Annotated in this window: 19 protein-coding genes; all 19 read right to left on the minus strand. The window is 68.7% G+C overall.

Annotation, left to right across the window (positions count from 1 at the left end):
• Positions 1 to 4,038 (minus strand): nSTAND1 domain-containing NTPase (locus tag ACFFRH_RS41820; RefSeq protein WP_386163569.1); only part of this gene is annotated, 4,038 nt, incomplete at its 3' end.
• Positions 4,039 to 4,200: 162 nt separating this feature from the next.
• On the minus strand, positions 4,201 to 4,941 hold the full coding sequence (locus ACFFRH_RS41825) for a Tn3 family transposase (protein ID WP_344749726.1): 741 nt from the start codon (positions 4,939 to 4,941) through the stop codon (positions 4,201 to 4,203).
• Positions 4,938 to 7,199 carry a Tn3 family transposase gene (locus ACFFRH_RS41830; protein ID WP_344749727.1) on the minus strand — a complete coding sequence of 754 codons (2,262 nt, stop codon included), beginning with the start codon at positions 7,197 to 7,199 and terminating at the stop codon, positions 4,938 to 4,940. Before ACFFRH_RS41830 ends, ACFFRH_RS41825 begins: the two co-directional genes overlap by 4 nt.
• A gap of 149 nt (positions 7,200 to 7,348) precedes the next feature.
• Positions 7,349 to 8,599, minus strand: a complete 1,251-nt coding sequence (locus ACFFRH_RS41835; protein ID WP_344749729.1) for an ABC transporter substrate-binding protein — start codon at positions 8,597 to 8,599, stop codon at positions 7,349 to 7,351.
• A gap of 350 nt (positions 8,600 to 8,949) precedes the next feature.
• Complete coding sequence (locus tag ACFFRH_RS41840; RefSeq protein ID WP_344749731.1) at positions 8,950 to 9,630, minus strand: class II aldolase/adducin family protein; 681 nt, start codon at positions 9,628 to 9,630, stop codon at positions 8,950 to 8,952.
• On the minus strand, positions 9,627 to 10,505 hold the full coding sequence (locus tag ACFFRH_RS41845) for an alpha/beta fold hydrolase (RefSeq protein WP_344749733.1): 879 nt from the start codon (positions 10,503 to 10,505) through the stop codon (positions 9,627 to 9,629). Before ACFFRH_RS41845 ends, ACFFRH_RS41840 begins: the two co-directional genes overlap by 4 nt.
• Positions 10,502 to 11,356: an alpha/beta fold hydrolase gene (locus ACFFRH_RS41850; protein ID WP_344749734.1), complete on the minus strand. Its 855-nt coding sequence runs from the start codon at positions 11,354 to 11,356 to the stop codon at positions 10,502 to 10,504. The genes ACFFRH_RS41845 and ACFFRH_RS41850 overlap by 4 nt, the downstream gene beginning before the upstream one ends.
• Positions 11,353 to 12,108 (minus strand): dienelactone hydrolase family protein, encoded by a 756-nt coding sequence (locus ACFFRH_RS41855; protein ID WP_344749735.1) that lies wholly within the window; start codon positions 12,106 to 12,108, stop codon positions 11,353 to 11,355. The genes ACFFRH_RS41850 and ACFFRH_RS41855 overlap by 4 nt, the downstream gene beginning before the upstream one ends.
• Entirely contained in the window at positions 12,105 to 12,920 is an 816-nt protein-coding gene (locus ACFFRH_RS41860; protein ID WP_344749736.1) for an IclR family transcriptional regulator, read from the minus strand. Before ACFFRH_RS41860 ends, ACFFRH_RS41855 begins: the two co-directional genes overlap by 4 nt.
• A gap of 7 nt (positions 12,921 to 12,927) precedes the next feature.
• Positions 12,928 to 13,524: a sugar ABC transporter substrate-binding protein gene (locus ACFFRH_RS41865; protein WP_386163594.1), complete on the minus strand. Its 597-nt coding sequence runs from the start codon at positions 13,522 to 13,524 to the stop codon at positions 12,928 to 12,930.
• 26 nt (positions 13,525 to 13,550) lie between these two features.
• Complete coding sequence (locus ACFFRH_RS41870; RefSeq protein WP_386163574.1) at positions 13,551 to 13,895, minus strand: sugar ABC transporter substrate-binding protein; 345 nt, start codon at positions 13,893 to 13,895, stop codon at positions 13,551 to 13,553.
• Positions 13,896 to 13,923: 28 nt separating this feature from the next.
• Positions 13,924 to 14,898, minus strand: coding sequence for an ABC transporter permease (locus ACFFRH_RS41875; RefSeq protein WP_386163576.1), 975 nt, complete (start codon positions 14,896 to 14,898; stop codon positions 13,924 to 13,926).
• Positions 14,895 to 16,364 carry a sugar ABC transporter ATP-binding protein gene (locus ACFFRH_RS41880; protein WP_386163578.1) on the minus strand — a complete coding sequence of 490 codons (1,470 nt, stop codon included), beginning with the start codon at positions 16,362 to 16,364 and terminating at the stop codon, positions 14,895 to 14,897. Before ACFFRH_RS41880 ends, ACFFRH_RS41875 begins: the two co-directional genes overlap by 4 nt.
• A gap of 38 nt (positions 16,365 to 16,402) precedes the next feature.
• Positions 16,403 to 16,951, minus strand: a complete 549-nt coding sequence (locus ACFFRH_RS41885; protein ID WP_386163580.1) for a MarR family winged helix-turn-helix transcriptional regulator — start codon at positions 16,949 to 16,951, stop codon at positions 16,403 to 16,405.
• Position 16,952: 1 nt separating this feature from the next.
• Positions 16,953 to 17,198: a hypothetical protein gene (locus ACFFRH_RS41890; RefSeq protein WP_386163582.1), complete on the minus strand. Its 246-nt coding sequence runs from the start codon at positions 17,196 to 17,198 to the stop codon at positions 16,953 to 16,955.
• Positions 17,195 to 18,022, minus strand: a complete 828-nt coding sequence (locus tag ACFFRH_RS41895; protein ID WP_386163584.1) for a DODA-type extradiol aromatic ring-opening family dioxygenase — start codon at positions 18,020 to 18,022, stop codon at positions 17,195 to 17,197. Before ACFFRH_RS41895 ends, ACFFRH_RS41890 begins: the two co-directional genes overlap by 4 nt.
• 1 nt (position 18,023) lies before the next feature.
• On the minus strand, positions 18,024 to 20,207 hold the full coding sequence (locus ACFFRH_RS41900; RefSeq protein ID WP_386163586.1) for a hydantoinase B/oxoprolinase family protein: 2,184 nt from the start codon (positions 20,205 to 20,207) through the stop codon (positions 18,024 to 18,026).
• A complete protein-coding gene (locus ACFFRH_RS41905) occupies positions 20,204 to 22,309 on the minus strand; it encodes a hydantoinase/oxoprolinase family protein (protein ID WP_386163588.1) in 2,106 nt (701 codons plus the stop codon). Before ACFFRH_RS41905 ends, ACFFRH_RS41900 begins: the two co-directional genes overlap by 4 nt.
• A 650-nt stretch (positions 22,310 to 22,959) precedes the next feature.
• Complete coding sequence (locus ACFFRH_RS41910; RefSeq protein WP_386163590.1) at positions 22,960 to 23,262, minus strand: helix-turn-helix transcriptional regulator; 303 nt, start codon at positions 23,260 to 23,262, stop codon at positions 22,960 to 22,962.
• Positions 23,263 to 23,633: the final 371 nt, after the last annotated feature.

Genomic DNA, 23,633 nt, shown 5'->3' on the forward strand with positions numbered 1-23,633 from the left:
GATCCGCACCGTCCCATCGAATCCGGCGCTGGCCAGGCGGGTGCCGTCCGGGCTGAACGCCCCCAAGGACACCGTTCCGGTGTGTCCGGTGAGTGGGGTGCCGATTTGTTTGCCGGTGGCCACATCCCAGATCCGCACCGTCCCATCGAATCCGGCGCTGGCCAGGCGGGTGCCGTCCGGGCTGAACGCCCCCAAGGACACCGTTCCGGTGTGTCCGGTGAGTGGGGTGCCGATTTGTTTGCCGGTGGCCACATCCCAGATCCGCACCGTCTTGTCTTTTTTGTCTTTCACTTCATCTGGGGCTCCGGCGGTGGCCAGGTGGGCGCCGTCCGGGCTGAACGCCACCGTGAATATTCGATAAGTGTGATTAAGCAGGGGACTGGTCGGCTTGCCGGTGGCCACATCCCAGATCCGCACCGTCTTGTCGTATCCGCCACTGGCCAGGCGGGTGCCGTCCGGGCTGAACGCCACCGAGGACACCGTACTGCTGTGTCCGGTGAGTGGGGTGCCGATCTGTCTGCCAGTGGCTACATCCCAGATCCGCACCGTTGCGTCCTGTCCGCCACTGGCCAGGCGTTTGCCATCTGGACTGAACGCCACCGACCACACCGTGTCGGTGGGATTAAGTGGGGGGCTGGTCGGCTTGCCGGTGGTCACATCCCAGATCCGCACCGTTGCGTCCCGTCCACTGCTGGCTAGGCGGGTGCCGTCCGGGCTGAACGCCACCGAGAGCACCTCGCCGGTGTGTCCGGTGAGTGGGGTGCCGATCTGTTCGCCGGTGGCCACATCCCAGATCCGCACTGTTTTGTCGTCTCTGATGCCAGCTAGACGTTTGCCGTCCGGGCTGAACGCCACCGAGGACACTCTGTCCATGTGGTCGGTGAGTGGGGTGCCGATCTGTTCGCCGGTGGCCACATCCCAGATCCGCACCGCCTCGTCGTCTCCGCGGCTGGCCAGGCGTTTGCCATCTGGGCTCAACTCCGCCAAGAACAAGGACACCGAGTTGGTGGGATTGAGCGGCGTGCCGGTCTGCTCGCCGGTGGCCACATCCCAAGCCCGTGCCATACCGTCGTCTCCGAAGGTGGTCAGATGGGTGCCGTCCGGGCTGAACACCACCGGCCATACTTTGTCGGCGTGGTCGGTGAGCAGGGCACTGATCTGCTCTCCGGTGACCGTATTCCAGATTCGCACCGTCTTGTCTTTCGAGGCGGTGGCCAGGCGGGTGCCGTCCAGGTTGAACACCACCGACGTCACCTCGTCGGTGTGTCCGTTCAGGACAGTACGTGCGGGCTGGCTGAGGAACGCAGCCATGCTCGCCCGCGCCTCATTCGTCGGGGCGATGGCCCACGCTGCGGCGGCCAGTCGTGCCGAGGTCGCCGGGGCACCCGGCAAGGATTGGCTGTAGGCGGCTGCCTCTCGGGATGAAGCCTGGGCGCGTTGCTGGTTGGCGACTTGGCCGGAGCGCACCGCGACTACCGCGGTGATGATCGCGACCACCAGCAGCCCGGCCAGCACCGTGAACACACCCTGCCAACGGCGCCGGGTCCGGGTAGCAGCGCGGGTACCGGCTTCCAGGAAGGCCACGGCGGGGCCGGGCAGGTCGAAGCCGACGTAGCGGCCGGAGTCGGCCTGCCAGCGTGCGACGACTTTGTCGGCCTCCTGTAACCGGACCCCACGGTAGAGGAACGACGCGTTCCGGCCGCGCCGCTCCCATTCGGCGGCGTCTTGAACGATCTCCCCATGCAGGGCCCGGTCAGCGCGCTCGCTGGCCAGCCAGTCCTGCAGCAGCGGCCAGGCGGTCAGCAGTACGTCGTGGGCGAGTTCGACCGTGTCGGCTACCCCTGCCATCTCAGGAGCCTCGGGCACCGGAGGGACGCCGGCGGTGGCCTCCGATGCGGGGTCGGCGGATACCACCTCCGTGGTCTGGGCCGAGATCTGGGCCGGGTCGGGGGGCCGGAGCACAGGGCCGGTGACCATCAGCCGGGCGGCGGTGAACACCTCGACGATCTGCCGGGCCAGCTCAGGTGGTTCGGGCGCGCACAAGGCGGCCAGCTCACCCATGGTGGCGCGGCGCCGGCTGACCTGCCCGTCGGCGCCCGTGATCGTCAACGCCAGGATCAGGCGCGGAGCGATGTCACGCTGCTGGGGGGTGAGGGAGTTGAAGGCGTCTTTGGCGGTGGTCTCCACAGCCGAGGCGACGCCGCCGGAGCGGTCGTAGCCCTGCCGGGTCAGCCGCCCGCCTTCGCACTGATCCCAGGTGCGCACCATCGCCATCGACAGCAGCGGCAACGCCCCCGTCAGCCCCGTCAGGCCAATCCCGCCCGTGGGGAGGCGCAGGTGGCCGACCAGTTCCCGCACCACCTGCTCGGCCAAGCCGTCTTCCACACTCGCCCCGGCCGCGGCTGCCGGGCCGGTGATCGCCCGCTGTAGTTCCTGCTCACTCATCGGGCCCAGCACGAACATCCGCTCCTGTAGCGCCCGCTCCAGCACCGGGTGAGCGGCGCACCGCTCGACGAAGTCCCCGCGCATCGCCGCCACCACAACTCCCGGTGCCGGTCTGCCTGCCTGCTCACCGGCCGGACGTCCTGGCTGGGCGGAGGGTGCCGGAGCGGCCTCGCTTCCGGTGCCGACGGTCATCGCCTCCAAGGCGACGACGAACGTCTCTGTTTCTCCGGCGTGCTCGCTCGAGGCCAGGGTGAACAGTTCCTCGAACTGGTCGACGACCACGACCAGGCGTTGCGGGCCGTCACCGGTCGCGCCCTGCTGGTGGCGGCGGATCCGTTCGGCGGCCAGTACCTGGTGGGCCCGCTCCCGGGCCTGGGACGGGTCGCGGTGTAGCTCGGCCAGCACGGCGTCGGGGTCGGCGCCGCAGCGCACCGCCAACTGCGTGGCCAGCTCCTGCAGCGGCCGCTGCCCGGGGGTGAAGGTCACCGGCACCCACTCCGCGCCGCCGCCGGGGCCACCGGCGGACGAGGCGGCGGGGGCGGTCAGCGCAGGCAGCAGTCCGGCGTGCAGCAGGGAGGACTTGCCCTCCCCAGAGGCCCCGATCACCACGATCAGCCCACTGCCGTGGGGGACGGTGACCATCGCCGTCAGCCGGGCGGTGGCCTGGCCTCGCCCGTAGAACAGGCCCGCCTGGGCCGGGCCGAACGGCTCCAGCCCCTGATACGGGCACCCGCCCGCCCACGCCGTGCCGCTCGCGCCCAGCAGTGCAGCGGAGGCGCCGCCCGGCGGGCGGACTGCCAGCTCGCCCAGTTGCTCGCGAATCACCGTCAGCAGGGCGATCTGCTGCTGGGTCTGGGTGCGGTCGAAGCGATGCTCGGCATCTTGCCGGTACAGGGTCTGCTGGATCCGGGCCGCGGCGACATCCAGCCGTCCCAACATCGGTGCCAGCGCCGAGCTCTGCCGGCCGAGCTCGGCGAAGGCCGCCATCATCTCCTTCAGCAGCCGGGCATCTCCCTGGGCGAGTGCTTCACCGATCACCACCTGGGTGACCTCTACCTCGGCCAGCACCCTCCCCAGGGTCTCGGCGAGGGCATCGGCGTGCACGTCTCCGGCCTGCAGGGCCTTCTCCAGCCGCGCCGTCAGTTCCCGCTCCACCTGCTGCACCTGGTCGGCCAGCTGCGCGGCCGACGCCTCATCGTTGCCGGCGTCGGCCTGGCCGTCGGCAGGCCGACCAGCGGCGTGCGCGTCACCGGGGGTTCTGAGGCTGGTTTTAGCGCGGGCGGCGGCCAGGGAAGCGCCGATGAGGTCCGACAGCAGGTTCGCCCCGACCGAGCCGACCACGTTGATACCGGCTGCCGCCACCGCCAGGCCCGGCTCGACCAGGGCCAGGGGAGCCAGTGCGCTCGCGCACAGCACGGCCAGCAGCGCCCGCGGGCTCGCCCAGCCCACCCCCTGCGCGGACTGGGACGCCGCCTGCCGCACCCAGCCGCGCGCCCCGTTCTGGGCTGCGGCGATTTGCTCGGGCGGCAGGCCATGACCGTCCGGTTCGAGCGGCTCAGGCGGCTCGGGGAGTTGCTCACCGCGGGGGCTCACACTGCTCCTGACCATGCGATACGACAGCCGATATAGCGTGCGACAGCAGAAGCCGAAGCCGAGCGGCGTCCCGGCCCCTCACGGCGTCCATGGCCTTATCGGCCTAACCCCGCCGGACGCTACCCGACCCCAGCACATCGGTCTGCCCTAAACGGTAAGCGCTCACCGAGCATCGGGTGGCCTGTCGCGCACCGGCGGTGAGGCGCCGATGTTCAAGCGGGCGTTGACGTCCAGCCGTACCTCGCCGTAGGGGCGCACGTGCAGCCAGAACAGCGGGGTCAGGCCGCGCCGGTCGACCGGGGTGAGCAGGGCGGACCACTCGGGATCGGCGAGAACGTCTTGAAGCATCAAAACATTCACCATGACGAGCGCCGCCTGCAAGATCCGAAGACACAGGGCCGTCATCTCCACCTCATCGCGCCGGTTGGTGGAGATCTCGCCCCCGCGGCCGTAGCAGATCACCGCGTTGGCGCGATTCCACGCCTCGACCACGTTCAGCCCTTCCTCGATCTGGCGCTGCAGGTCGCGGTCATATAAGTAGCGGGCGACGAACGTGGTACGTGCCGCCCGGCCGATCTCCAGGATCGCCTGGTAGGCCGGATGCGAGGCAGTGCGGGTGAAGCGCGACAAGATGGCCTCGGTGGAGGCGGTGCGGGTGCGGATCGCGGTGGCGTACTTGATGACCTGGTCGTAGTTGGCGGCGATGACGTCCCAGCGGATCGGCCGGGTCATCGCCGGCGCCAGGTGGGGGTAGCGGGCCAGGTCGCCTTGGCCGGTCTGATACAGGTTGACCCGGTTGATCTGCTTGATGCGCGGCAGCAGATCCACGTTCAGCAATCGGGTGACGGCGAAGCCAGGCTCCGACTCGCCGTGCGAGTCGACGTAGTTGCCCTCGACCTTCATGGTGGTGCCGGCCGGATGGCGCCCTCCACCATCGCGGCGACCTCAGAAGCCGACGCCTTCAGCGTCTGGGAGTGCACCACCACCGACCCGCGCTCCACATGCCAGTACACCAAGATCCCGCGACCGCCGTAGCGGGAGTGCCACTCGGTGAACAGGTTCTGATCCCAGGCGCGGAAGTGGGTGGAGTCGGAGGCGACCGCGGTCGAGCCCTGCCCCCACAGTCCGGCGTCGCGGGCGGCGAAGGTGGCGTCGGCGATCTCGACCGCGATGGTGCGGGCCACCTCCGGGGTCAGGTAACGGCGGCGCACGTAGCGCAGGTCCTCCTCGGTGTGGGCGTGCGCGCCGGAGATCACCTGCCGGATGCCGCAGTTGGTGCCGTAGGCGTAGATGACCAGCATGAGCCGCTCGGCCAGCACCTCGGGGCTCATGTGGCCGCTGCCGGTGGCCGCGGTCACCTTGGCCAGACAGCCGGTACGCAGGATCGCCTCCTTGAGGATGTCGATCAGCGGGACCGCGCTCCACCGGCGGGCCACCTCGTTCTTGATCCGGCGCAGGTTGCGCGGCTCATCGGCGGCCTCGATCGGCGTCAGCTTGATCGCCCCGGCCCTGCGCTCGGCGATCTCCACCCAGTCCAGGGAGGGCAGCGCGTCGTTCAGCGCTGCCAGCGCGCTGGTCATCTCCTTTCGGAGACTGTCGCAGAACTCCGTCGGGTCCAAGGGCTTGCGCAGCTCGCCGTAATGCTCAGCGCGGCGGGACTCAAAATCGGTCGGTAGGTCCTCATCCGGGTTACGCCACCGGTCAGCACCGACCACCCAGACCTCCTTGCAGCGCAGTTGCTCGCGCAGCGTCTGGAAGGTGGCCACCTCGTACACCATGCGCGCCACCCGGCGGCGGCCGCGGGTGTCGGTGCGGTAGACCAGCTCGGCCCAGTCCTTGAGCGTGCCCTTGTGCTCGGGCGCGCTCTCACCGAGCGGGTAGGTGGTGTTACCGGCCTTGGCGTAGCGCTGGACCAGCGTGAGCGCGTCGATGACCGGCTGGTGGACGGTGTTGTTGGAACGGAACTCCAGCACCTGAAGCAGCTCGATCAACCCGCGCCGGTAGTGGTTGGTGTAGGAGGCCTTCAACGTGGTCTGCACCGTGCGCCGATACACCGGCCCCTTGGTCTTGAACTCGTGCACCAGCTCGCGCAGCGTCTGCTCCCCACCCCGCACCACGGGGAAGACCACCTCACGCACCACGCCGTCTGGGCTCGTCAGCGCGGCGTCGGCGATGGTGAACAGCAGGTTCTCCTTGCCTGAGACCCGCTTGAAGGCGTTGATGAGCTCCTCGGTGACCTTACGCTCGGCGCGTGCGCCAACCCGGTGCACGGTGGCGATCAGCAGGTCGACCAGGGTGTCGGTCACCTCACGCTCCCGCTCGGCCAGCAGCGCCGCCAGCAGGGTGACCGTGGCCTCCGGCGCGGTGCGGGCCCGCGTGCGCAGATGTGAGGGCGATTCCACCCCGGCCCGGAACCGCCACCCGGCCAGCACCTTCGGCGCCACATCGGCGAACAAGCCGGCAGGCAGGCCGATGGCCCGGATGGCGGTGAGCTTGCGGATTTCGGTGAGCATGGAGTCCAGGCTCACGTTGCCCGGGATCGCCTTGATCAGTGACAAGACCGACCCCTGGTCCTCATCCGGATCGCCGTCGCTGCCGCCTGCCTCGCCGCCACTGCGGGCGTCGCTGACAGCCACCAGAGCGAGGATACGTGCCGTCGTCTGCGTATCCAGCCGCGCCGCGATCCGGGCGAACCAGGTCTGCTCGGCGTGGTGCAGCGCCGAGCGGACCATCCTGGTGATCTGGCCGGGCGACGGCGGCTCGATCCGCTCGATCCGGCACTGCCGGAGTAACTCCTCGCGGACCCGGTCCGGCTGCCGCTCGGCGTGTGCCACGTTGACGGCCAGCCAGCCGGTCAGCGTGTCGGCGTCCGCGGCCGAGCACTCCCGAAACCCGAGATGATCCCGGATCTCCCGGCGATGCCTTTCAATCGTCCGGCCCGACCACTCGTACCGGCCCAGCGTGCTGGCCGGCGTCTTGGTCTGACGGGCGACGTAGTCGACCACCTCGTCGGGAAACTCCGCCCGGCCTCGCGGAAAGCGTCCGTGCTGCGTGTAGAACTTCAGCAGCAGCGCGAATGCCAGGCGCGTGTTCTCCTGCTTGGCGTTGACCAGGCCGGCCTCGTCGTTGAGCACCGTCCAGTGCTCAACCAGCTCGTCCATGCTGCGCGGCGGACGTTCCATATCTACAGATCCGCCCGCGATGCCCCGTATTACAGACAGTTGCAGCGCGTGTACCGAATGATCGCCTTATGGGAGCCTCAACAGCGTTGCGCGACGACAATGATCCAGCTCAGATAGGGCTTGGCGGCTCACCGCACGTTTCTTAACGGCACCCCGTCGTAGTAGGCGGCGGCGTCGACCGGGGAGATCTCGACGGTGATGCCGACCGCCTTGAGGGAGCCGGCGATCGCCTCGGCCATCGTGCGGGGGTCGAGTTGACCCGCGGCCGGTTTGGCCGGGACGAGCAGCTTGAAGGAGAGTTTCTCGCCGTTCTTGACCCGGCTGTCGCCCTCAGGCGCGTACCCGGCGGCGTCCAGCATGGCGCGGGCGCCCGCCTGGTCGAAGTACGACGGCAGGTCGGTGCCCGAGTCGGGCACGTTCGGCGGGAACACCCGCCGTGCCGGCTCGCCATAGCCCTGGAACAGCGCGCCGACCAGGGAGGTGGTGTCGACGGCCTGATGTATCGCCTCGCGGACGGCCCGGTCACCGGCCGGGCCGTCGGGGTTGAACCCGAGCATGATCGAGACGTCCGACGCGCCGGTGAGCAGGGTGACGTCACCGCGCTCGCTCAGCGACCTGGCCTCCAGCGGTGTGATCGGGGCCGGGTAGGAGCCGCCGATGAGGTCGATCTCGCCGTTGGCGAGCGCGTCGACGCGCGCCTGGGAATCAGGGATGACCTTGAACTCCAGCCGCTCCAGTTGTGGCTTGGTCCCCCAGTGGTCGTCGTTGCGTGCCAGTGTCGCGCCGGTGGCGGAGTTCGACACCAGCTTCCACGGCCCGGTGCCGACGGGGGGGGTGAACTCGCCGCCGGTGGCGGACTTCGGGCCGAGCAGCCGCACCGGCCGCACGATCGACATCTCCTGCAGCAACGGCTCGTACGGTTCCGACAGTGTCAGCCGGACGGTGTCGGAGTCGGGGGTGTCCACGGCGGAGATGACCTGAGAGGCCCGGAAGAAGGTGAACTTCTTGTTGCCCACCCACCGGTCGAGGTTCCACTTGACGGCGGCGGAGTCGAGCGGGGTCCCGTCGGTGAAGCGGACGCCGTCACGCAGGTCGAAGGTGACCTGCCGGCCGTCCTCGGCGACGGTCCACGACTCCGCGAGCCCCGGCGCCAGCTTGCCGCCCTCGGTGTAGGTGACAAGCGGCTCGTAGATCGCGTCGAGGAGCAGGAAGTTACCGGTGAAGGCGTGTGGGTCCAGGGCGCCGGACTCCTCACTCAGGCCGATGCGCAGCACAGGGGCGGCGGGGGCTTTCTCGTCGATCTCGGAGGGGGCGGAAGCACACGCACCGACCAGCATGATCGAGGCGACGAGAACGGTGAAGAGGCGCGATCTGGACACGAACACTCCGGGCAGGTGATAACCGTCGACAAGAGGGCGATCGATCGCCCACCCTCAGGTAGTCGGTGGCATCGCGCGCCTGGTTCCCAGCGATATCGAGGAATTTGCCGCACAATACGACACGACGCTGGGCCGGTGAGGGGCCACGGTGATTCCGGACGTTGACCCCTGCCCCGGCGGTGCCGGTGGTGGTCTTGGTGGTGAGGAGATCGTCCTTGTCCCACCCGTAGACGATCTTCGACAACTCAGTGCCGGAGCTGGTGGCTCTTCGGCGGGGGTGATCTCACCGCCCTGCTTCATACCAAAAGGACTTATACGTCCATTTCTTGCAGGAGTCTGACAGAGAGTGGTCAGGCCGAGATCCGGACCAGATGGGCCCAGGCGTCGGCGAGTTGGCGAGGCCCATAACAGCGCTCGCGTTTGGCCAGCGCCTCTGCCTCGCCGGACCAGGTGTAGGTGGCGCCGGTGGCCGCCGCCGCCAGCTGCATCCGGCATGCCTTCTCCAGGAAGACGGCCATCATGACCGCGGTCGGCACGTCGGGGCCCACGGTCACGAAGCCGTGCTGTTGCAGGAGGATCACATTGCGGCCACCGAGCGCTTCGGCCAACTGCTTGCCCAGCTCCGCGGTGTGGATGAGGTCGCCGGTGGCGGTGAATCTGGCGACGTCCGGCGGCCAGAACAAGGTTCCCTCGTGTCCTAGGGGCAGCAACGCGAGACCTGTCGCGGCGAAGGTGACGACCGACTCCGCGTGGCTGTGCACGATCGCGCCGACGTCGGGGCGCGCGGCCATGATCTCGGCGTGGATGGGGTATTCCAGATGCACCCGGCCCTGGTCGCTCAGCAGCCGTCCGCCCCGATCGATGTGGACGACCCGGTCAGGGGTGATCTCCTGGTATCCGTAGCCGGCCTCCTTCAGCCACAGGCCCCGCCCCTCGGGGTCACGCAGCGACAGGTGACCCCAGACGAGGTCGGAGTGTCCGTGTGCGGCGAGGACTCGGCAGCCGGTGGCGACTTCCTCGGCGGGGTTCACGCGTCCTGCTCGGCCAGGAAGTCGCCGACGATCCGGTTGAACTGCTCGGGCTGCCCGAACATGGGCCAGTGACCGGCGTCGGTGATGAGGTCATAGCTGCCGTTGGGCAGGATCTCGCTGGCCCGCCGCCCGACCTCGGCGGGAGTGGTCGGGTTGTGGTCCGTCCACAGGACCAGCGTCGGGTGCGTGATCTGGGCCAGGTCGGACTCGGTGAGCAGGTGCTTCCTGTTCTCCTCGCCAGGCTGTTCGGACACGAGCTTGGCCTGGGCCTTCTCGGCCCCCGGCAGGGTGTAGTAGCGGTAGCGGCACTCGACGAGCTCGTCGGTGACGGTGGCCGGGTCGTGCATGAGCCATTCCAGGCGCGCGCGGACGCTCTCCCTGGTAGGAGCCGCAGCGGCCTTGGCGGTGACGGCCTTGACCTGGGCGTGGACGCGTTCGCTCTCGTCCTTGTTGCCTTCCCCGTTCAGCAGCAGGCCCGCACCGGTGACGGACACGATTCGGCCCACCCGGTCGGGATGCTTCAACGCGGTCTGCAGAGCGGTCCAGCCGCCGAGGGATTGACCGACGAGGTGCGCCCGGTCGGCGCCGATCGCGTCGAGGAAGCGGAGCAGGTGCTCGGTGAACAGAGGTGCGTGGTAGGTGACGTCCGTCGGGCGGGCGCTGAGACCATGCCCGATGGCGTCGATGGCGTACACGCGCAGGCCCCGGGCGGCGAGTGGCAGGACGTTGCGTACGAACGCTTCGGCATGGCCGGTCAGACCGCCCATCATGACGACGGGCTCGCCCTCGCCGGCCTCGATCGAGCGGGTGCGCCAGCCGCCGGCATCGCGAAAGCGGATCTCGGCGCCGAGTGTCTCGGTCCAGAAGGTGTTCACAGACTGGTCTCCTTGCGGGCGAAAAAGCGGATGAGAGCGTCCCCGACGTGGATGGGTTGCTCGTATTGGGGCCATTGCCTGGCGTCGGCGATCGTGATGAGGCGTGCGTCGGGGATGGCGGTCGTGGCGGTCTGGACAACTGTGAGCGGGGTGTGACCGTCGGCGCCACGGATCAGCAGGGTGGGCACGGTGAGCCCGGCCAGGACTTCGGGGGTCAGCAGCAGGTCACGATTGTCGGCGGCGCGCACCAGGCGGTGAACCTGACGTGCCTCGGCGGGGCCGTACAGCCGGGTGCGCACGGCGACCAGTTCGGGATCCACCTGCTCGGGGGCGCTGAGCAGACCGGCCAGGCGCGCGCGTACGGCCTCGCGGGTGGGAGCGTCGTAGGCCTGGCCGCCGCGTTCGTAGGCCGCGCGTACCCGGTCGTCGGCGAGCCGCTCTTCTTCGGACTGCAATCCGGCGGGTTCGATCAGCGCCAGGCGGCGAACCCGTGCGGGTGAGCGCAGGGCGAGCAGGGTCGCCACCCATCCGCCCAGGGACTGGCCGACCAGGGCGACCTGGCCGAGTCCGAGAGCGTCGAGCACGGCGGTGACGTGAGCGGTCAGCCGCTCCACCCCGTAGCCGCCGGGGACACGTTCGGTGAGGCCGTGCCCGAGCAGGTCGACGGCGACGGCCTCATGACCGGCGTCGGCGAGCGCCGGCAGCGTGCGCGCGAAGGTCTCGGTGTGCCCGCCGCGCCCGTGGAGCAGTACGACGGGGTCTCCCGAGCCCAGAGAGATGACCCGGGTGGGAACACCGTCCGCGGTGATGCGCCGGACCTCTGCGCCCAGCAGGTCGGTCCACAGTGTCACAGGTAAGCCTTCAGGAAGGCCATGGTGCCGTCCCAGGTCTTCTTCGCGGCCTCGGGATGGTGGTTGGGGTGCGTGTCGTCGTGGTAGGCGTGTCCCGCACCCTCGTACACGTGCACCTCGATGTGCTCACCGCTGAGCTTGAGCGCCTCTTCGAGCCTGGCGACCTGGTCGAGCGGGATGACCTCGTCCGCACCGCCGAAGTGGGCCTGGATCGGGCAACGCACCTGATCGGCGATCTCGATGCGGGATCGGGTGGTGCCGGTGGGGCTGTAGGAGGGCGGCAGTTCAGGCAGTCCATAGAGCGGAACGGCACAGGCCAGGCGGTCTGTCATGGTCGCCCAGGCGAGGACGAGACCGCCGCCGAGGCAGAAGCCGACGGCGGCCGTTCTGGTTGTGTCCACGTCGCCGCGACCAGCCAGGTAGTCGAGACCCGCCGCCAGGTCGGGGATGGCCTGCTCGTCGCGGGCGGCCAGGAAAGCCTTGGCGCGCCGCTCGTCCGCAGTGGTGTAGTCCTGCGGTGGACGGCCGCCGATGCGGCTGTAGAGGTCGACGGTGAGGCAGGCGTAATCGGCTGCGGCGAACAGTTCGGTCACTGCTCGGCGGTGTGAAGTGACGCCGAGATTCTCATGCGCCATGATCACGGTCGGCGGACGCTCGATATGGGTCGGCCGCGCCAGGTAGCCGCGGATCTCGTCGTCCCCGCTGGGAAATGTCACCCATTCGGCATGGACCTTAGGGGCCATGATCTTCATCCTCCTGATACGGCTTTGTGGGTATGGGGTGGCAGCGCCCTGCTGAGCAGCTGCTTGAGGTCGAGGGCAAGAGCGTTGAGCCTGCGCCGGGGCAGGTGAGCGGTCGGGCCGCAGACGGCGACGGCGCCGATCGGGCGCCCGGCGGACATCACCGGTACCGCCACTCCGGCGATGCCGGGGAGGAATTCCTCGATCTCGGTGGCGTGCCCGCGGTTGCGCGCGGCCTCGACCTCCCTCAGGAACTCCTCCGGGTCGGTGATGCTGGCCGCCGTGCGCTGCGCCAAGCGCAGATGGGGAAGTAGGCTTCGCACCTCGTCCATGGGCAGGCCGCTGAGGATGGCCAGGCTGACGCACCCGTTGGCCAGGACGGAGCGACGGCCGACCGGCGACAGCGCTGCGGGACTGTGCGGGGCCTTGAGCTTGGTCGTGATCATCAGGCTTTTGTCGAGCCAGTCGACCTCGGCGACGAGCAATGCCTCTCCGCCCGACAGCGGGAAATCCGCTGCGGCGGCTGTCAGCCGGGCCACTTCGGTGGTCATGGAGACCAGGCTGCCGAGTTCGAGCAGTATGCGGCCGAGAGTGTAGGCGCCGTCGTCGTCCTGGCGGAGAAAGCCACGTTCGACGAGCGTCACCGCGATGCGGTGCGTGCTCGTCTTCGGCAGCCCTGCCGCCTCGGCCAGCTCTGAGAGCTGCAGGCGGGGGTGGGCGGCGCTGAAGGCGGTGAGCACGTCGAGCGCGCGGTCAACGGCGCGTACGCCGCGGCGGCGGGAGGGCATCGTGGTGGGTGCGCGGTCGGCGAATTCTGCGGCCATGGCGTCCTCACAGGCAGTATGGTGGCGCTTGGTCGGTATTGTCCCGGGTGACCAGCATGTCAGGGACTGTGGCAATTTTCGCCACCCCTTCTGTTTTTTTGAGCAGCCCCACGACATTGTCGATCGCCATCTCGCCGACGCTACGCGGCGTGTTGCTGACCGTTGCGGCGAACTCGCCGGATTCCACGGCCTTGATCCCCGCCTCGCTACCACCGTTGGTAACGATCTTGATGCCCGTACGCCCGGCGCTCTTGAACGCCGCCAGCGCGCCGAGGGCCATGTCCTCGTTGTGCACGAAGACGTACTTCACCTTGGGGTAGGCCTGGAGCAGGTTCTCGGCGACGTCCTGGGCCTTGGCGCGCTGCCAGAGCGCCGGCTGGTCGAAGACGAGCTTCGCATGCGAACCCAGGCTGGTCTTGAAGGCGTCGTTCATCAGGTCCGCGGCGGCACCGGGGGCGCCGCCGATCACCGCCACCTCGGCAACCGAGTCACCGGTGTCCTCGACGATCCACTCGCCCAGTTCCTGTCCGACCTTCTTGACGTCCGTGATGACCGCGCCGAGGATCTTGCTCTGGTCGACCGCGGCGACCGAAGTCAGGAAGATCGGGACGCCGGCGCGGTTGGCCCTCGTTACGCCCCCTCCAGCGCGTCGATGTTGACGGTCTGCACGATGATCGCATCGACCCGCTTTGCGATCATGTCATCGATGTTGGAGAGCTCCTTCGCCGGATCCATGGCCGACTGCGCGATCAGCAGGTCGACGCCCGCGCTCTTGGCTCTGGCCTGCATCGACTTCTGCAAGCAGGTGTGGAATTCGATGGTGTTGCCGTTGACGAATCCAATGGTCAGTTGCTTTTCCGGAGCCACGGCCGCCGGCTCGGCCCCCGTTGTGGAGGTGCTGACCGAGCAGGCGCCGAGCAGAAGAGTGGACGCGGCCGCTGAAGAGAGGGCCGCCAAGACGCGGTGACTGGGCATGGGAATTCCTTCTGAAGGGGGGTGGGGCTCAGGTTCGCCGGGCGCGCAGGTGGTTGGCGATGGCGGCGACGGCGAGGACGGCGCCGAGTGCGACGTCCTGGTAGTAGGGGTTGATCTGGAGCAGGTTGAGGGAGTTGGCGACCACTCCCAGGAGCAGGACCCCCAGGACGGTGCCGACCATGGTGCCGCTGCCGCCGTGCAGCGCTGTGCCTCCGATGACCACGGCGGCCACGACGGTCAGTTCCAAGTGCAGGCCTCCGGCGCCGGGGCTGGCTGCACCGAGCCTGGCCACGAGCATCACTCCGCCCAGGGCGGCGAGCAGCCCACCGAGGGTGTAAAGCAGCAGCTTGGTGCGGACGACCGGGATGCCGGACAGGCGGGCCGCGCTCTCGTTTCCGCCGATGGCGAAGGCGTTACGACCGAAGGCCGTCCAGCGCATGAGCGCTCCGACGGCTGCGCAGACGGCCGTGGCGATGACGACGAGCACAGGGATGACGCCCAGCACCTCACCGAACCCGATCATCAGCAGGTGGTCGCCGATCGAGACGCTCTGCCCGTCGATGATCAGGAGGGCCGCCCCGCCGAGCGCCGTCGAACTGGCCAGCGTGGCGACGAACGGTGTCACATTGAACAGCGTTATCATTGCGCCGTTGACCAATCCGATCACAGCCCCCATGGCGAGCACGAGCACTACCGCCAGCCCGTCGGACAGCCCTGCCACGATGAGCTGCGCGGTGACCCCGTGGGCGACGGAAGCGATGGCACCCAGCGAGAAGTCGATGCCTCCCGCGGTCATCAGCAGCGTCAACCCCGCGGCCAGGACGGCGACGACCGCGATCTGCTGGGACACGTTGAGCAGATTGGGCCCGGTCAGGAAGACGTCGCTGCGGGCGGTCGTGAAGAGGCCGATCAGCAGCAACACGGCCAGCACGCCCGCGTGTCGCACGAGCCAGGTTGGCGCGGCGAGGCCTACCCTGCGCCATGAGGTGGAGATGGCGGTCATGATGCGGTTCCTCCAACCGTGAGCGAGACGAGGGCGTCCCGGGAGAGCCCGTCCACGGGGAGGTCGGCGACGACCCGCCCGGTGCGGACGACGACGACGCGGTCGGCCAGGCGCAGTACTTCTTCCACGTCGGTGGAGGCCAGCAGTACGGCGGTGCCATGCTCGGCCAGATTGTCGATGAGGTGGTGAATCTCGGACTTGGCGGCCACGTCGACCCCGTTGGTCGGCTCTTCGAGCAGACATGCCTGCACCGACGAGTCCAGCCATTTCGCCAACAGCACTTTCTGCTGGTTGCCACCTGACAGGGCCGATACGGGCGGGTCTGCCTGGATCGTGGTTACCCCGTAGCGAGAACGCGCCACGGAGGCCTCCCGGTGCAGCCGCTTCCAGCGCACGAGCCAGGGACGATCCAGGCCGCGCCGGGTCAGATCCAGGTTCTCGTCGACGGTGAGGCCGGGCACCAGGCCGTGTGCCAGGCGATCGCCGGTGATGCAGCGCAGGCCGGCACTCAGCGCCGCGCCGACACTGCCGGAGGCGACCTCCGTGCCGGCGATCCGGATGCGGCCGCCGGAAGGACGGCGTTGGCCGCTCAGCAGGGGGAAGAGTTCGGACTGACCGTCACCGGCGGGCCCGAGGACGGCTACCACTTCGCTCGCGCGGACCGAGAGCGTCAGCTCGGCCAGACGCTTGCCCGAGGCAAGGCCGTCGATCTCGATGACGGTCTCTCCACCGGGGATGGCCCGCTGCGGGCGCTCTTGGTCGAGCTGCTCCCCGGTCATGGCGCGGACCAGCTTCGGCAGGTCCATGTCTGCTCCGGCGGCTGTGGTCACCCTGCGGCCGTCACGCAGCACGGTGATCCTCTCGGCCAAGCCGAGGACCTCGTCCAGGTGGTGCGAGATGTAGATGACCGAAATGCCCGCGGAGCTGAGCTTGCGGACCAGATCGTGCACGGTGACGGCGTCCGCGCCGCCGAGGCTGGCGGTGGGCTCGTCCAGGATGAGCACTTTGCCGCCGGTCGCCACCTCACGCGCGATCTCGACCAGGGTCTGCTGGGCCTGCCCCAGCTCACCGGTGATGGCCCGGGTCGCTACCTCAACGCCCAGCGTCGACAGAGCCATGGCGGCCTCGGCGTGCGCCCGGCGCCAATCCACCGCGCCCATTCGCCTGGGCAGGCGTCCGAGCAGCATGTTCTCCGCGACCGTGAGCTGGGGAACGAGAGTCCGGTGCTGGTACACGATGCTGACGCCGAGCGCACGGGTACGGCGCGGGGTGAGTGCCCCGTGTCGGCCGCCGTCGATGAGTACCTCGCCCGAGTCGGGGGCGAGCGCGCCCGAAAGGATCTTGACGAGCGTTGACTTGCCCGCTCCGTTCATGCCGACCAGCGCGTGCACCTCGCCGCTTCGCACCGCGAAGTCGATCTCCTGGAGCGCGGCGGCACCGCCGAACGACTTGCTGACGCCGACCAACTCGATCCTGATATCCATGGGAACCCTCTCTCCCTGGCTCATTGGCGGACGGCGGGCAGATCCAACCCCAAGCGGAGCCGGTTGAGATGGTCGATGAGGACTCTCAGCTCGCCGTCGCGGTAGCCGCCGAACGCCCCGGCCATCCGGACGGCGAAGCGTGGCAGCAGCTCGTCCAGCAGTTCGTCGGCGGCGGCCGTTTTGGTGACCCGGACGATGCGCCGATCCGACGGATCGGCGGAACGGCTGACCAGGCCCCGCTGTTCGAGCAGGTCCACCAGCCCTGTGGCGTTGCGAGCCGTGGTCATCACGTGCGTGGCCAGCGTCCCCATGGCGATCCCGGCGCCCTCGGGGTCGATGCTGCGCAGCACCATGAGGATGTTGAACCGCGGATGGCTCAGGCCATAGGTCATGAGCTCGGCGTCGACGGCGGCCTCCATCGCCGCAGCCGCGGCGAAGAAGGCCAGCCTGGCCTCCATCTGCAGGGGGTCGACGCCCGGCAGCCGTCGCCCTTCGCCTTCGGCCATGCGGACGTGGGCTTGGTCGCGGTATCCGTCGGGGCCGGGAACGATGAATCCGGTGGTGCTCATGTCAGACGCCCTCGGAGTACATCTCATGGTGTGCGACACCGAGAGTGACCATGAGATTGCGCAACGCCACAGGGTTCATGCCGGCCTGCAGGAGCCAGGCCGCGTCCTTCCGCCCTACGGCGGTGCGCTCCTGATCAGCCAGCGGGTAGCTCGCAAGGACCTCAGCCGGATCGGAGGCGAACCGCTCACACAACCCCGGAATGTGTTCGAGATCCCGTGCAAGCTGGTTGAGCCCGACGATGCTCATGAGGAACCCTCCACGATGTCGAAGGTGGCGATCCCGATGCCGACCGTCCACGCCGCCATGGGCTCGTACGCCAGCACGCGGGCCGGACCTCCCGCCGCGGCGGCGGTGATCAACCACGTCCGCAGCTCCAGCGCGCCGTTGCCGGCTTCCTCTTCGACCCAGGTGTCGTCCCAACCGGCGATCTCGCCGAGCCGGCCCTGACCGAAAGCCTCCAAAAGCACATGATCGAACGCCTCGTTGATGTCGCCGAAGCGGGGCAGACCGACCCAGTGCGAGAGCCCGCCCGTGCCGATCACACCGATCCGTTGTTCGCCCGGCAGGTCGCGGATGCTCTCCCGCAGGGCCCTGCCCAGGTCCAGGCAGCGGCTCAGACTGGGCAGCGGAGGGGTGTTGCAGTTGACGAAGAGCGGGATGACTCCCGCGGCCGCCGCGGACGGCAGCTTGGCGAGCGGCACCATGAAGCTGTGGTCCAGCGCCATGGTGTGCGAGCGAGCCAGGTCGAAGCCGCGGGCGGTGAGGCCCTGGAGCAGATGGGCGGCCGGTTCGGGACGCCCTGTCACGACGCCCGACGGGTTGCCGAACTCGCCCCACGCCTTGTGCTCGGCGGCCAGTCCGAGGCAGAAAACCGGATAGTTCTCCAGCCCGAAGGTCTCGTAGTGGTCGGTGGCGATGACGACGACCGCGTCCAGCTCCAACCCGGCGATCTCCTCGTCCAGGCGCTGCCAGGCCTGATGGAGGTTGCCGGACTGCTCGGGAGCGGCGTCCGGGTTCTTGACGATGGCGCCCACGTGGGACGTCGCGGCACACAAAGCGAGGTGGGCCACGTCAGACCTCCGCGTCCAGGAGCCGGATGTCGTCCAGGTGAGCGGCTTCACGACGCACGACGTCGACGGTGTGCAACCGGCCGCAACCGGGGCAGGCGTACAGGCGCAACTCCAATTCCTGATCCAGCCGCGTGGCGTGACCGAGCGCGTGCACGTCCCACACCACGCTCATCCCGGCGTATCGGCGCCATTCCTCCGCGATCGGGGCCAGCACGACGCCGCACTGGCAGGCGACCCAGCGGGCGCCGTTCGCCGCGATCACGTCGAGGCCGTCGCCGAGCGGATGGAGCCTGGTCCGAGGCCCCTGCGGTTGTGCGGGCAGCGGCCGTTCCGCCGGCCACGCACGCCGTTCGCCCCGGATTTTCGCGCGGTGGATCTGTGTCGCCGCCTCGTCGATGCGGTCCTCACCGTCCAGCACGGCGGAGTAGACGCGGACCGCGGCGTCCGGCGTCACCGCACCGAAGTCCAAGTCGGCCTGCAACGCCTCCAAGGAACGTTCCAGCGGGTCGCCCCATCCACCACCCGCCTGCGGAACCGTGGCCAGGAGGTCATCCTCACCGAGGTGGTAGAGACCCTGCCGGCCGTGCATGATCGGGCGGGTGCCCGACAACTCGTCAACGCCCGGGATCCGGCCTGCGGCCAGCTGCGCTCGAACGTCGCTGCCGTGGATCACCGTGCGGGTGTTCTGCGCGCCGGGGTAACCGCCGAAGATCCCAGTGGAGTTGGGCACTTCCCAGCCGTGGGCCGAGTTCAGCGCGGTGACGTCCCGACCGCCATGGACCGTGTACACCGCGCCCATGCTCATGCCGCCGCGGGTGCGCCCGGCCCCGCCAGAATCGGCGACCAGGCCGCGCCACAGGTAGAGCAGCGGGGAATCCATCTCCACGGCTTCCACGTTGGAGATCTTTTGCCGCTCGATGTTGTGCTGGCCCTGGGTCCAGACCCCGTCGCGGTGCGCGTAGGCGCCGCCGCCGGTGGCCAGGCAGTCCATGATCACGTACGTCTGCCGGCTGCCGCTCTCTCCCGCTCCGGTCAGGACGAACTTGTCGGGTCCACCCGCCGGCGCGGCCTGTGCTTCGGCCATCAGCTCGTCGGAGCACGCCGCCAGCTTCGACAGGCACTCGATGGCGGTCATCTCCACCAGCCAGCCCGCCTCCAGCGCGCCTCCGCTGACTGCCGCGGGCCGCGCCGCGTTGCAGATCAAGCCGTCCGGGCAGTGCACGTGCACGGGCTTGAACAGGCCCTCGTTCCATGGCGCGTCATAGGCCAGGGTGGGCAGCAGTGCGGCGGCGATTCCCGCCATCATCCCGGAGAAGGCGCAGTTGACGTAGCCCTTCACCTGCGGCGAGGAGGCGGAGTAGTCGAAGTGCAGGCTGTCACCGCGTTTGGTGAGGACGAGGTTCACCTCGTAGGTGGCGTTCTGCCGTGACAGAGCCAGTCCGCCGTCGTTGTCCAGGAACGCCCGCGAGTGCAGGCGCGCGTCGGGCAGCTTGGCCAGCCGGTTACGCAGCCGTTTCTCCGACAACTCGATGAGGCTGCCCATAACCGCGCGGACCGTCTCGGCACTGTACTTGTCGGCCAGGGCGGTCATCGCCCTGATCGCTGTGTTGTTGGCGGCGATCAGGGCCCTCAGGTCAAGGTTCACCGTCGCGGCCATGCGTGTGTGCGCCAGGACGAGATTCCAGACGTCGGTACGCACCTTGCCGCCGTCGACGAGCTTGGTGGGCGGCATCTGCAACCCCTCCTGGTAGGAGTCGGTGGCGTCGATGCAGAAACTGCCCGGCGTCATCCCGCCCACGTCGACCATGTGGCACATGGCGCCCGTCCAGGCGAGCAGCTCGCCCTGGTAGAAGATCGGCGCGACCACGCCCACGTCCTGCGCGTGCACGGTGCCTTTCCACGGGTCGTTGACGATGAACATGTCACCGGGGTTGATGCCGGGGTCGTCGGCGCAGTCATCGATGACCGACCGGGTGATGGCCGCCATCGACGAGGAGTGGGACAGGATGGTGCGGCCCATTGCGGCCACCGAACCATCAGGCAGGTAGAGGCCGACGTTGTAGTCGCTGGCCTCCACGACATGAGTGGAACCGGAGATGGCGGCCAGGGTGGCGCCCTGTTCGTCGGTGATGGCGAGCAGCCGGTGCCTGATGACCTCGAAGGTCACGGGATCGATGGCGGTCACGCGTTCCCCCTGCAGTCGATGACGAGGTTGTTGTACGGGTCGACGTCGAGTGACTGACCTGGGCCGACCGCCACGGTGGTGCCGGCGAACTCGAGGATGGCGGGACCGCGGAGCGACGCCCCGGCGCCGAGCCCCTCACCGCGATAGACCGAGGTGTCCACGCGGCCGCATTCGGGGAAGTACACCGGCCGCGAACCGAGTAGCGAAGCGGACGCGTGCGCCGAACCCGGATAGCCGCTCTCGGTGATCCTGGTGATGCCGACCCGGCCCTCGACCCGAAGGGTGTGCAACTCCACGCCGGCGCCGAGCAGCGCGGTCCCCGCCCCGTACAGCCGTTCGTAGGCGTCGCGGAACTCGGAGATCAGCGCCCGCAGCACCTCGGTGGTGACCTCACCGTCCGGCACCGCCAGTGGCAACTCGTGCGCCTGACGCCGGAACTTCAGGTAGACGATGCGGCTCAGACGCACGCGAGGGTCGTCGTCGAGGTCGGCCAGGCACCGGACCGTCAGCTCGTCCAGCGTCGCATTGATCCGCGCCGGGTCGAGGTGCTCGGCAGGGTCGGCGGTTCCCGGGGGTGTCCGCTGCACATCGGTCGTCTGCACAGCCCGATATCTGTCGGAGGTGACCGTGCCGTAGGCCGAGTGGACGGTGGATGTGGGTGGCACCACGAGCGTGGCGATGCCGGCGGCCTCGGCGTAGGCATAGGCGTGTGTGGGACCGGCTCCGCCGTACGCATACACGGTGAAGTCGCGCGGGTCGTGTCCCTGCTCGACGGTGACCTTGCGCAGCAAATCGGCCATGTGATTGTCGGCCACCTGCCGGATGCCCGCCGCCGCCTCCTCGACGGTCAACCCGAGCGGATCGGCGACGTGCTGCTGGATGGCCTTCTCCGCCAGCGCCCGCTCCAACGGCATCCGCCCGCCCAGAAACCGCTCTGGATCGATGACGCCGAGAACGACGTCGGCATCGGTGACGGTGGGCCGATCGCCGCCGCGCCCGTAGCAGGCCGGCCCGGGTACCGACCCGGCGCTTTCGGGGCCAACGGCCAGCACACCCGCCTCGTCCACCCACGCGATCGAACCGCCGCCGGCACCGATCGCCGTGACCTTGATGCGCGGCAGCGCGAGATGCAGATCGCCCACCTCGCTGACCCGTTCCACCAGCGGCTCGTGGTCCACGATCAGGCCGACGTCGAAGCTGGTGCCGCCCATGTCGGAAGTGATGACGTTCGGGTGCCCGAGGCGCCGGGCCAGCGCGGCCGAGGCGAGCACGCCGCCCGCGGGCCCGGAGGTGAGCATCGAGGAAGCGCGCCGGGCGGCGTCAGCCGCGCGCATGACCCCGCCACCAGAATCCATGATCGAAAAGTCGCCGGTGAATCCGGTGTTCCTGAGGCGGCCTTCCAGACCAGCCACGTAGTCGCGGATGACCGGGCCGAGATAGCTGTTCACCACCGTGGTGGCGGACCGCTCATACTCGCCCAGCACCGGCGCGACCTCATGGGACAGGGTCACATAAGCCTCGGGCCACTCCTCAGTCACGATGCGGCCCACTGCGGTCTCGTGCTCGGCGTTGACGAAGGACCACAGGAAGGACACGGCCAGTGCCTGGACGCCCTCGCCGCGCAGACGCCGCAACAGGCCGCGTACCTCCTCCTCATCCAGCGCCACCACCTCCACGCCCGTGGCGTCGATGCGCTCGGTGACGCCGGAGATCCTGTCCCGAGGGACGATGGGATCGGGATTGCGGCGGCGGCTGTAGTGGCCGGTCGCCGCCCCCATGCCGACCCAGGAGGTCATCGATCGCTGGATGAGCATGGTGTCGGTGAAGCCGCGAGTGGTCAGCAGCGCGGTCGGAGTTCCCTTGCGCTCGATGAGGGCGTTGGTGGCGGCCGTCGTACCGTGCGAGAAGTAAGTGATCGCCGCACAGAACTCCGGCAGGCTCATGTCATAGGACGCGGCCGCGAGGGCGAGCGCGTTGACCACGCCTTCGGACCGGTCATGCGGCGTTGTCGGCGCCTTGAACAGGCGCGGCGGCTGATTGTCCTGGAGAACCACCAGATCGGTGAACGTTCCCCCGACATCCGTGCCGACGAAGAACCGCACGGCGGTGTCCGTCGTAGTTCCCACACTGGGCTCCCTACAGATTCGCGCTGCGACAGCGAAGATGTCGTGCGTGTGGCCGTTAGGTAACGACCGTTTTGCGTTGCGCCCACTCTGTAGTGACTGGAACGTCACGACAATGGACCAATCCGCACAGCGGAACGGGCCGCCGAACAGTCGCTCAGCCGCAGGTGGGCTGGGCGTGACGGAAAGCTCAGACCGACTGGCTCACCTGGGCGGCAATCAAGCACAAAGCAGTTGCACGCGTTCGACGGCCTGGCCGCCGCCGCTTGGGCAGACGTGCCCAGGGCCAGTCTGCGCGGCTTGGCCGGGACCGCCGAGTCGGCCGCCATTCTCGGAATCGAGAACATCAACAGCTTCCGTTGCCAACTGTCCCAATGGTCCCACCAGGGCTACATCGACAAGATCGGACCAGCCCTCTACGGACCCCTACCCGCGGGCACTTAAGCCTTTGTCAGCAGGCTCTTACCTGCGGCAGTTCACCCCGATTGTGCTGAACGCGATCGACTTTCAGGGCGGTCCCGGAACCGCGGACCTGATGGAGGGCTTGCGGATTTTGCGGGAGCCGAACCGGCTGAACGGCCGAAACGGTCGATTGATCAGGTCGGACAACACAGCTGCGGGCTTGGGGGTTACGAGGCCAATCGTTCGCGTGCGTTGCGCCCCGGTCTCGTGGGTTCGACCCCGTCGTCAGGCTGGTTGATCTCGGCCCACACCGCGTCGAGGGAAAGACTGAGAACATCGGCGATCGCCGCGATGGTCGGAAAGGCGGGGGTCGCCACGCGGCCCGACTCGATCTTCCGGAGAGTCTCCGGCGACACACCTGCGTCCAGCGCGGTATCGAGCATCGGGCGCTCCCCCCTGGCGCGACGCAACAGGGCACCGAGACGTTGTCCGCGCTCGACCTCCGCGGGTGTGAGCGGCAACCTGACCATGGCCTCGATTCTAGGGCCTGTACGGGTTTGAGAGCAGAGGAATTTGCTGCGCGGCGCCCGGGGCGGCCGCCTGGTCAGGCATGATCCAGGTCTCCGCAAGCCGCACAACAGGGCTGAGCGGCGCATCGACCGGATCAAGGAGTGGCGGGGACCTGCCTTCTGCTTCGGCGAGACCCCGGCGGCTATCTTGCGGGCCTTCGTCTACGCGGAGCCATCTTATGGGGTCGAAGCCTTCAACCCGTTGAAGATCCAAAATCCGCACAGCCCCTAGTGTCGGGATAATATGGCCGGGATAGTTATTGGTTGCATGAGAAGGGCGCCGCATGATCGAGATCCTGACCCCCCCGGACCTGGCCCGAGCGAAGGAGACA

It is taken from the genome of Streptosporangium vulgare, assembly GCF_042428775.1.
GTDB classification, from domain to species: Bacteria; Actinomycetota; Actinomycetes; order Streptosporangiales; family Streptosporangiaceae; genus Streptosporangium; species Streptosporangium vulgare.

Bases quoted from the DNA above. Each gene is read 5' to 3' on its own strand.
- ACFFRH_RS41825 (WP_344749726.1), bottom strand. From the start codon at position 4,941: ATGAAGGTCGAGGGCAACTACGTCGACTCGCACGGCGAGTCGGAGCCT.
- ACFFRH_RS41830 (WP_344749727.1), bottom strand. From the start codon at position 7,199: ATGGACGAGCTGGTTGAGCACTGGACGGTGCTCAACGACGAGGCCGGC.
- ACFFRH_RS41855 (WP_344749735.1), bottom strand. From the start codon at position 12,108: ATGAAGATCATGGCCCCTAAGGTCCATGCCGAATGGGTGACATTTCCC.
- ACFFRH_RS41860 (WP_344749736.1), bottom strand. From the start codon at position 12,920: ATGGCCGCAGAATTCGCCGACCGCGCACCCACCACGATGCCCTCCCGC.
- ACFFRH_RS41870 (WP_386163574.1), bottom strand. From the start codon at position 13,895: ATGCCCAGTCACCGCGTCTTGGCGGCCCTCTCTTCAGCGGCCGCGTCC.
- ACFFRH_RS41875 (WP_386163576.1), bottom strand. From the start codon at position 14,898: ATGACCGCCATCTCCACCTCATGGCGCAGGGTAGGCCTCGCCGCGCCA.
- ACFFRH_RS41885 (WP_386163580.1), bottom strand. From the start codon at position 16,951: ATGAGCACCACCGGATTCATCGTTCCCGGCCCCGACGGATACCGCGAC.
- ACFFRH_RS41890 (WP_386163582.1), bottom strand. From the start codon at position 17,198: ATGAGCATCGTCGGGCTCAACCAGCTTGCACGGGATCTCGAACACATT.
- ACFFRH_RS41910 (WP_386163590.1), bottom strand. From the start codon at position 23,262: ATGGTCAGGTTGCCGCTCACACCCGCGGAGGTCGAGCGCGGACAACGT.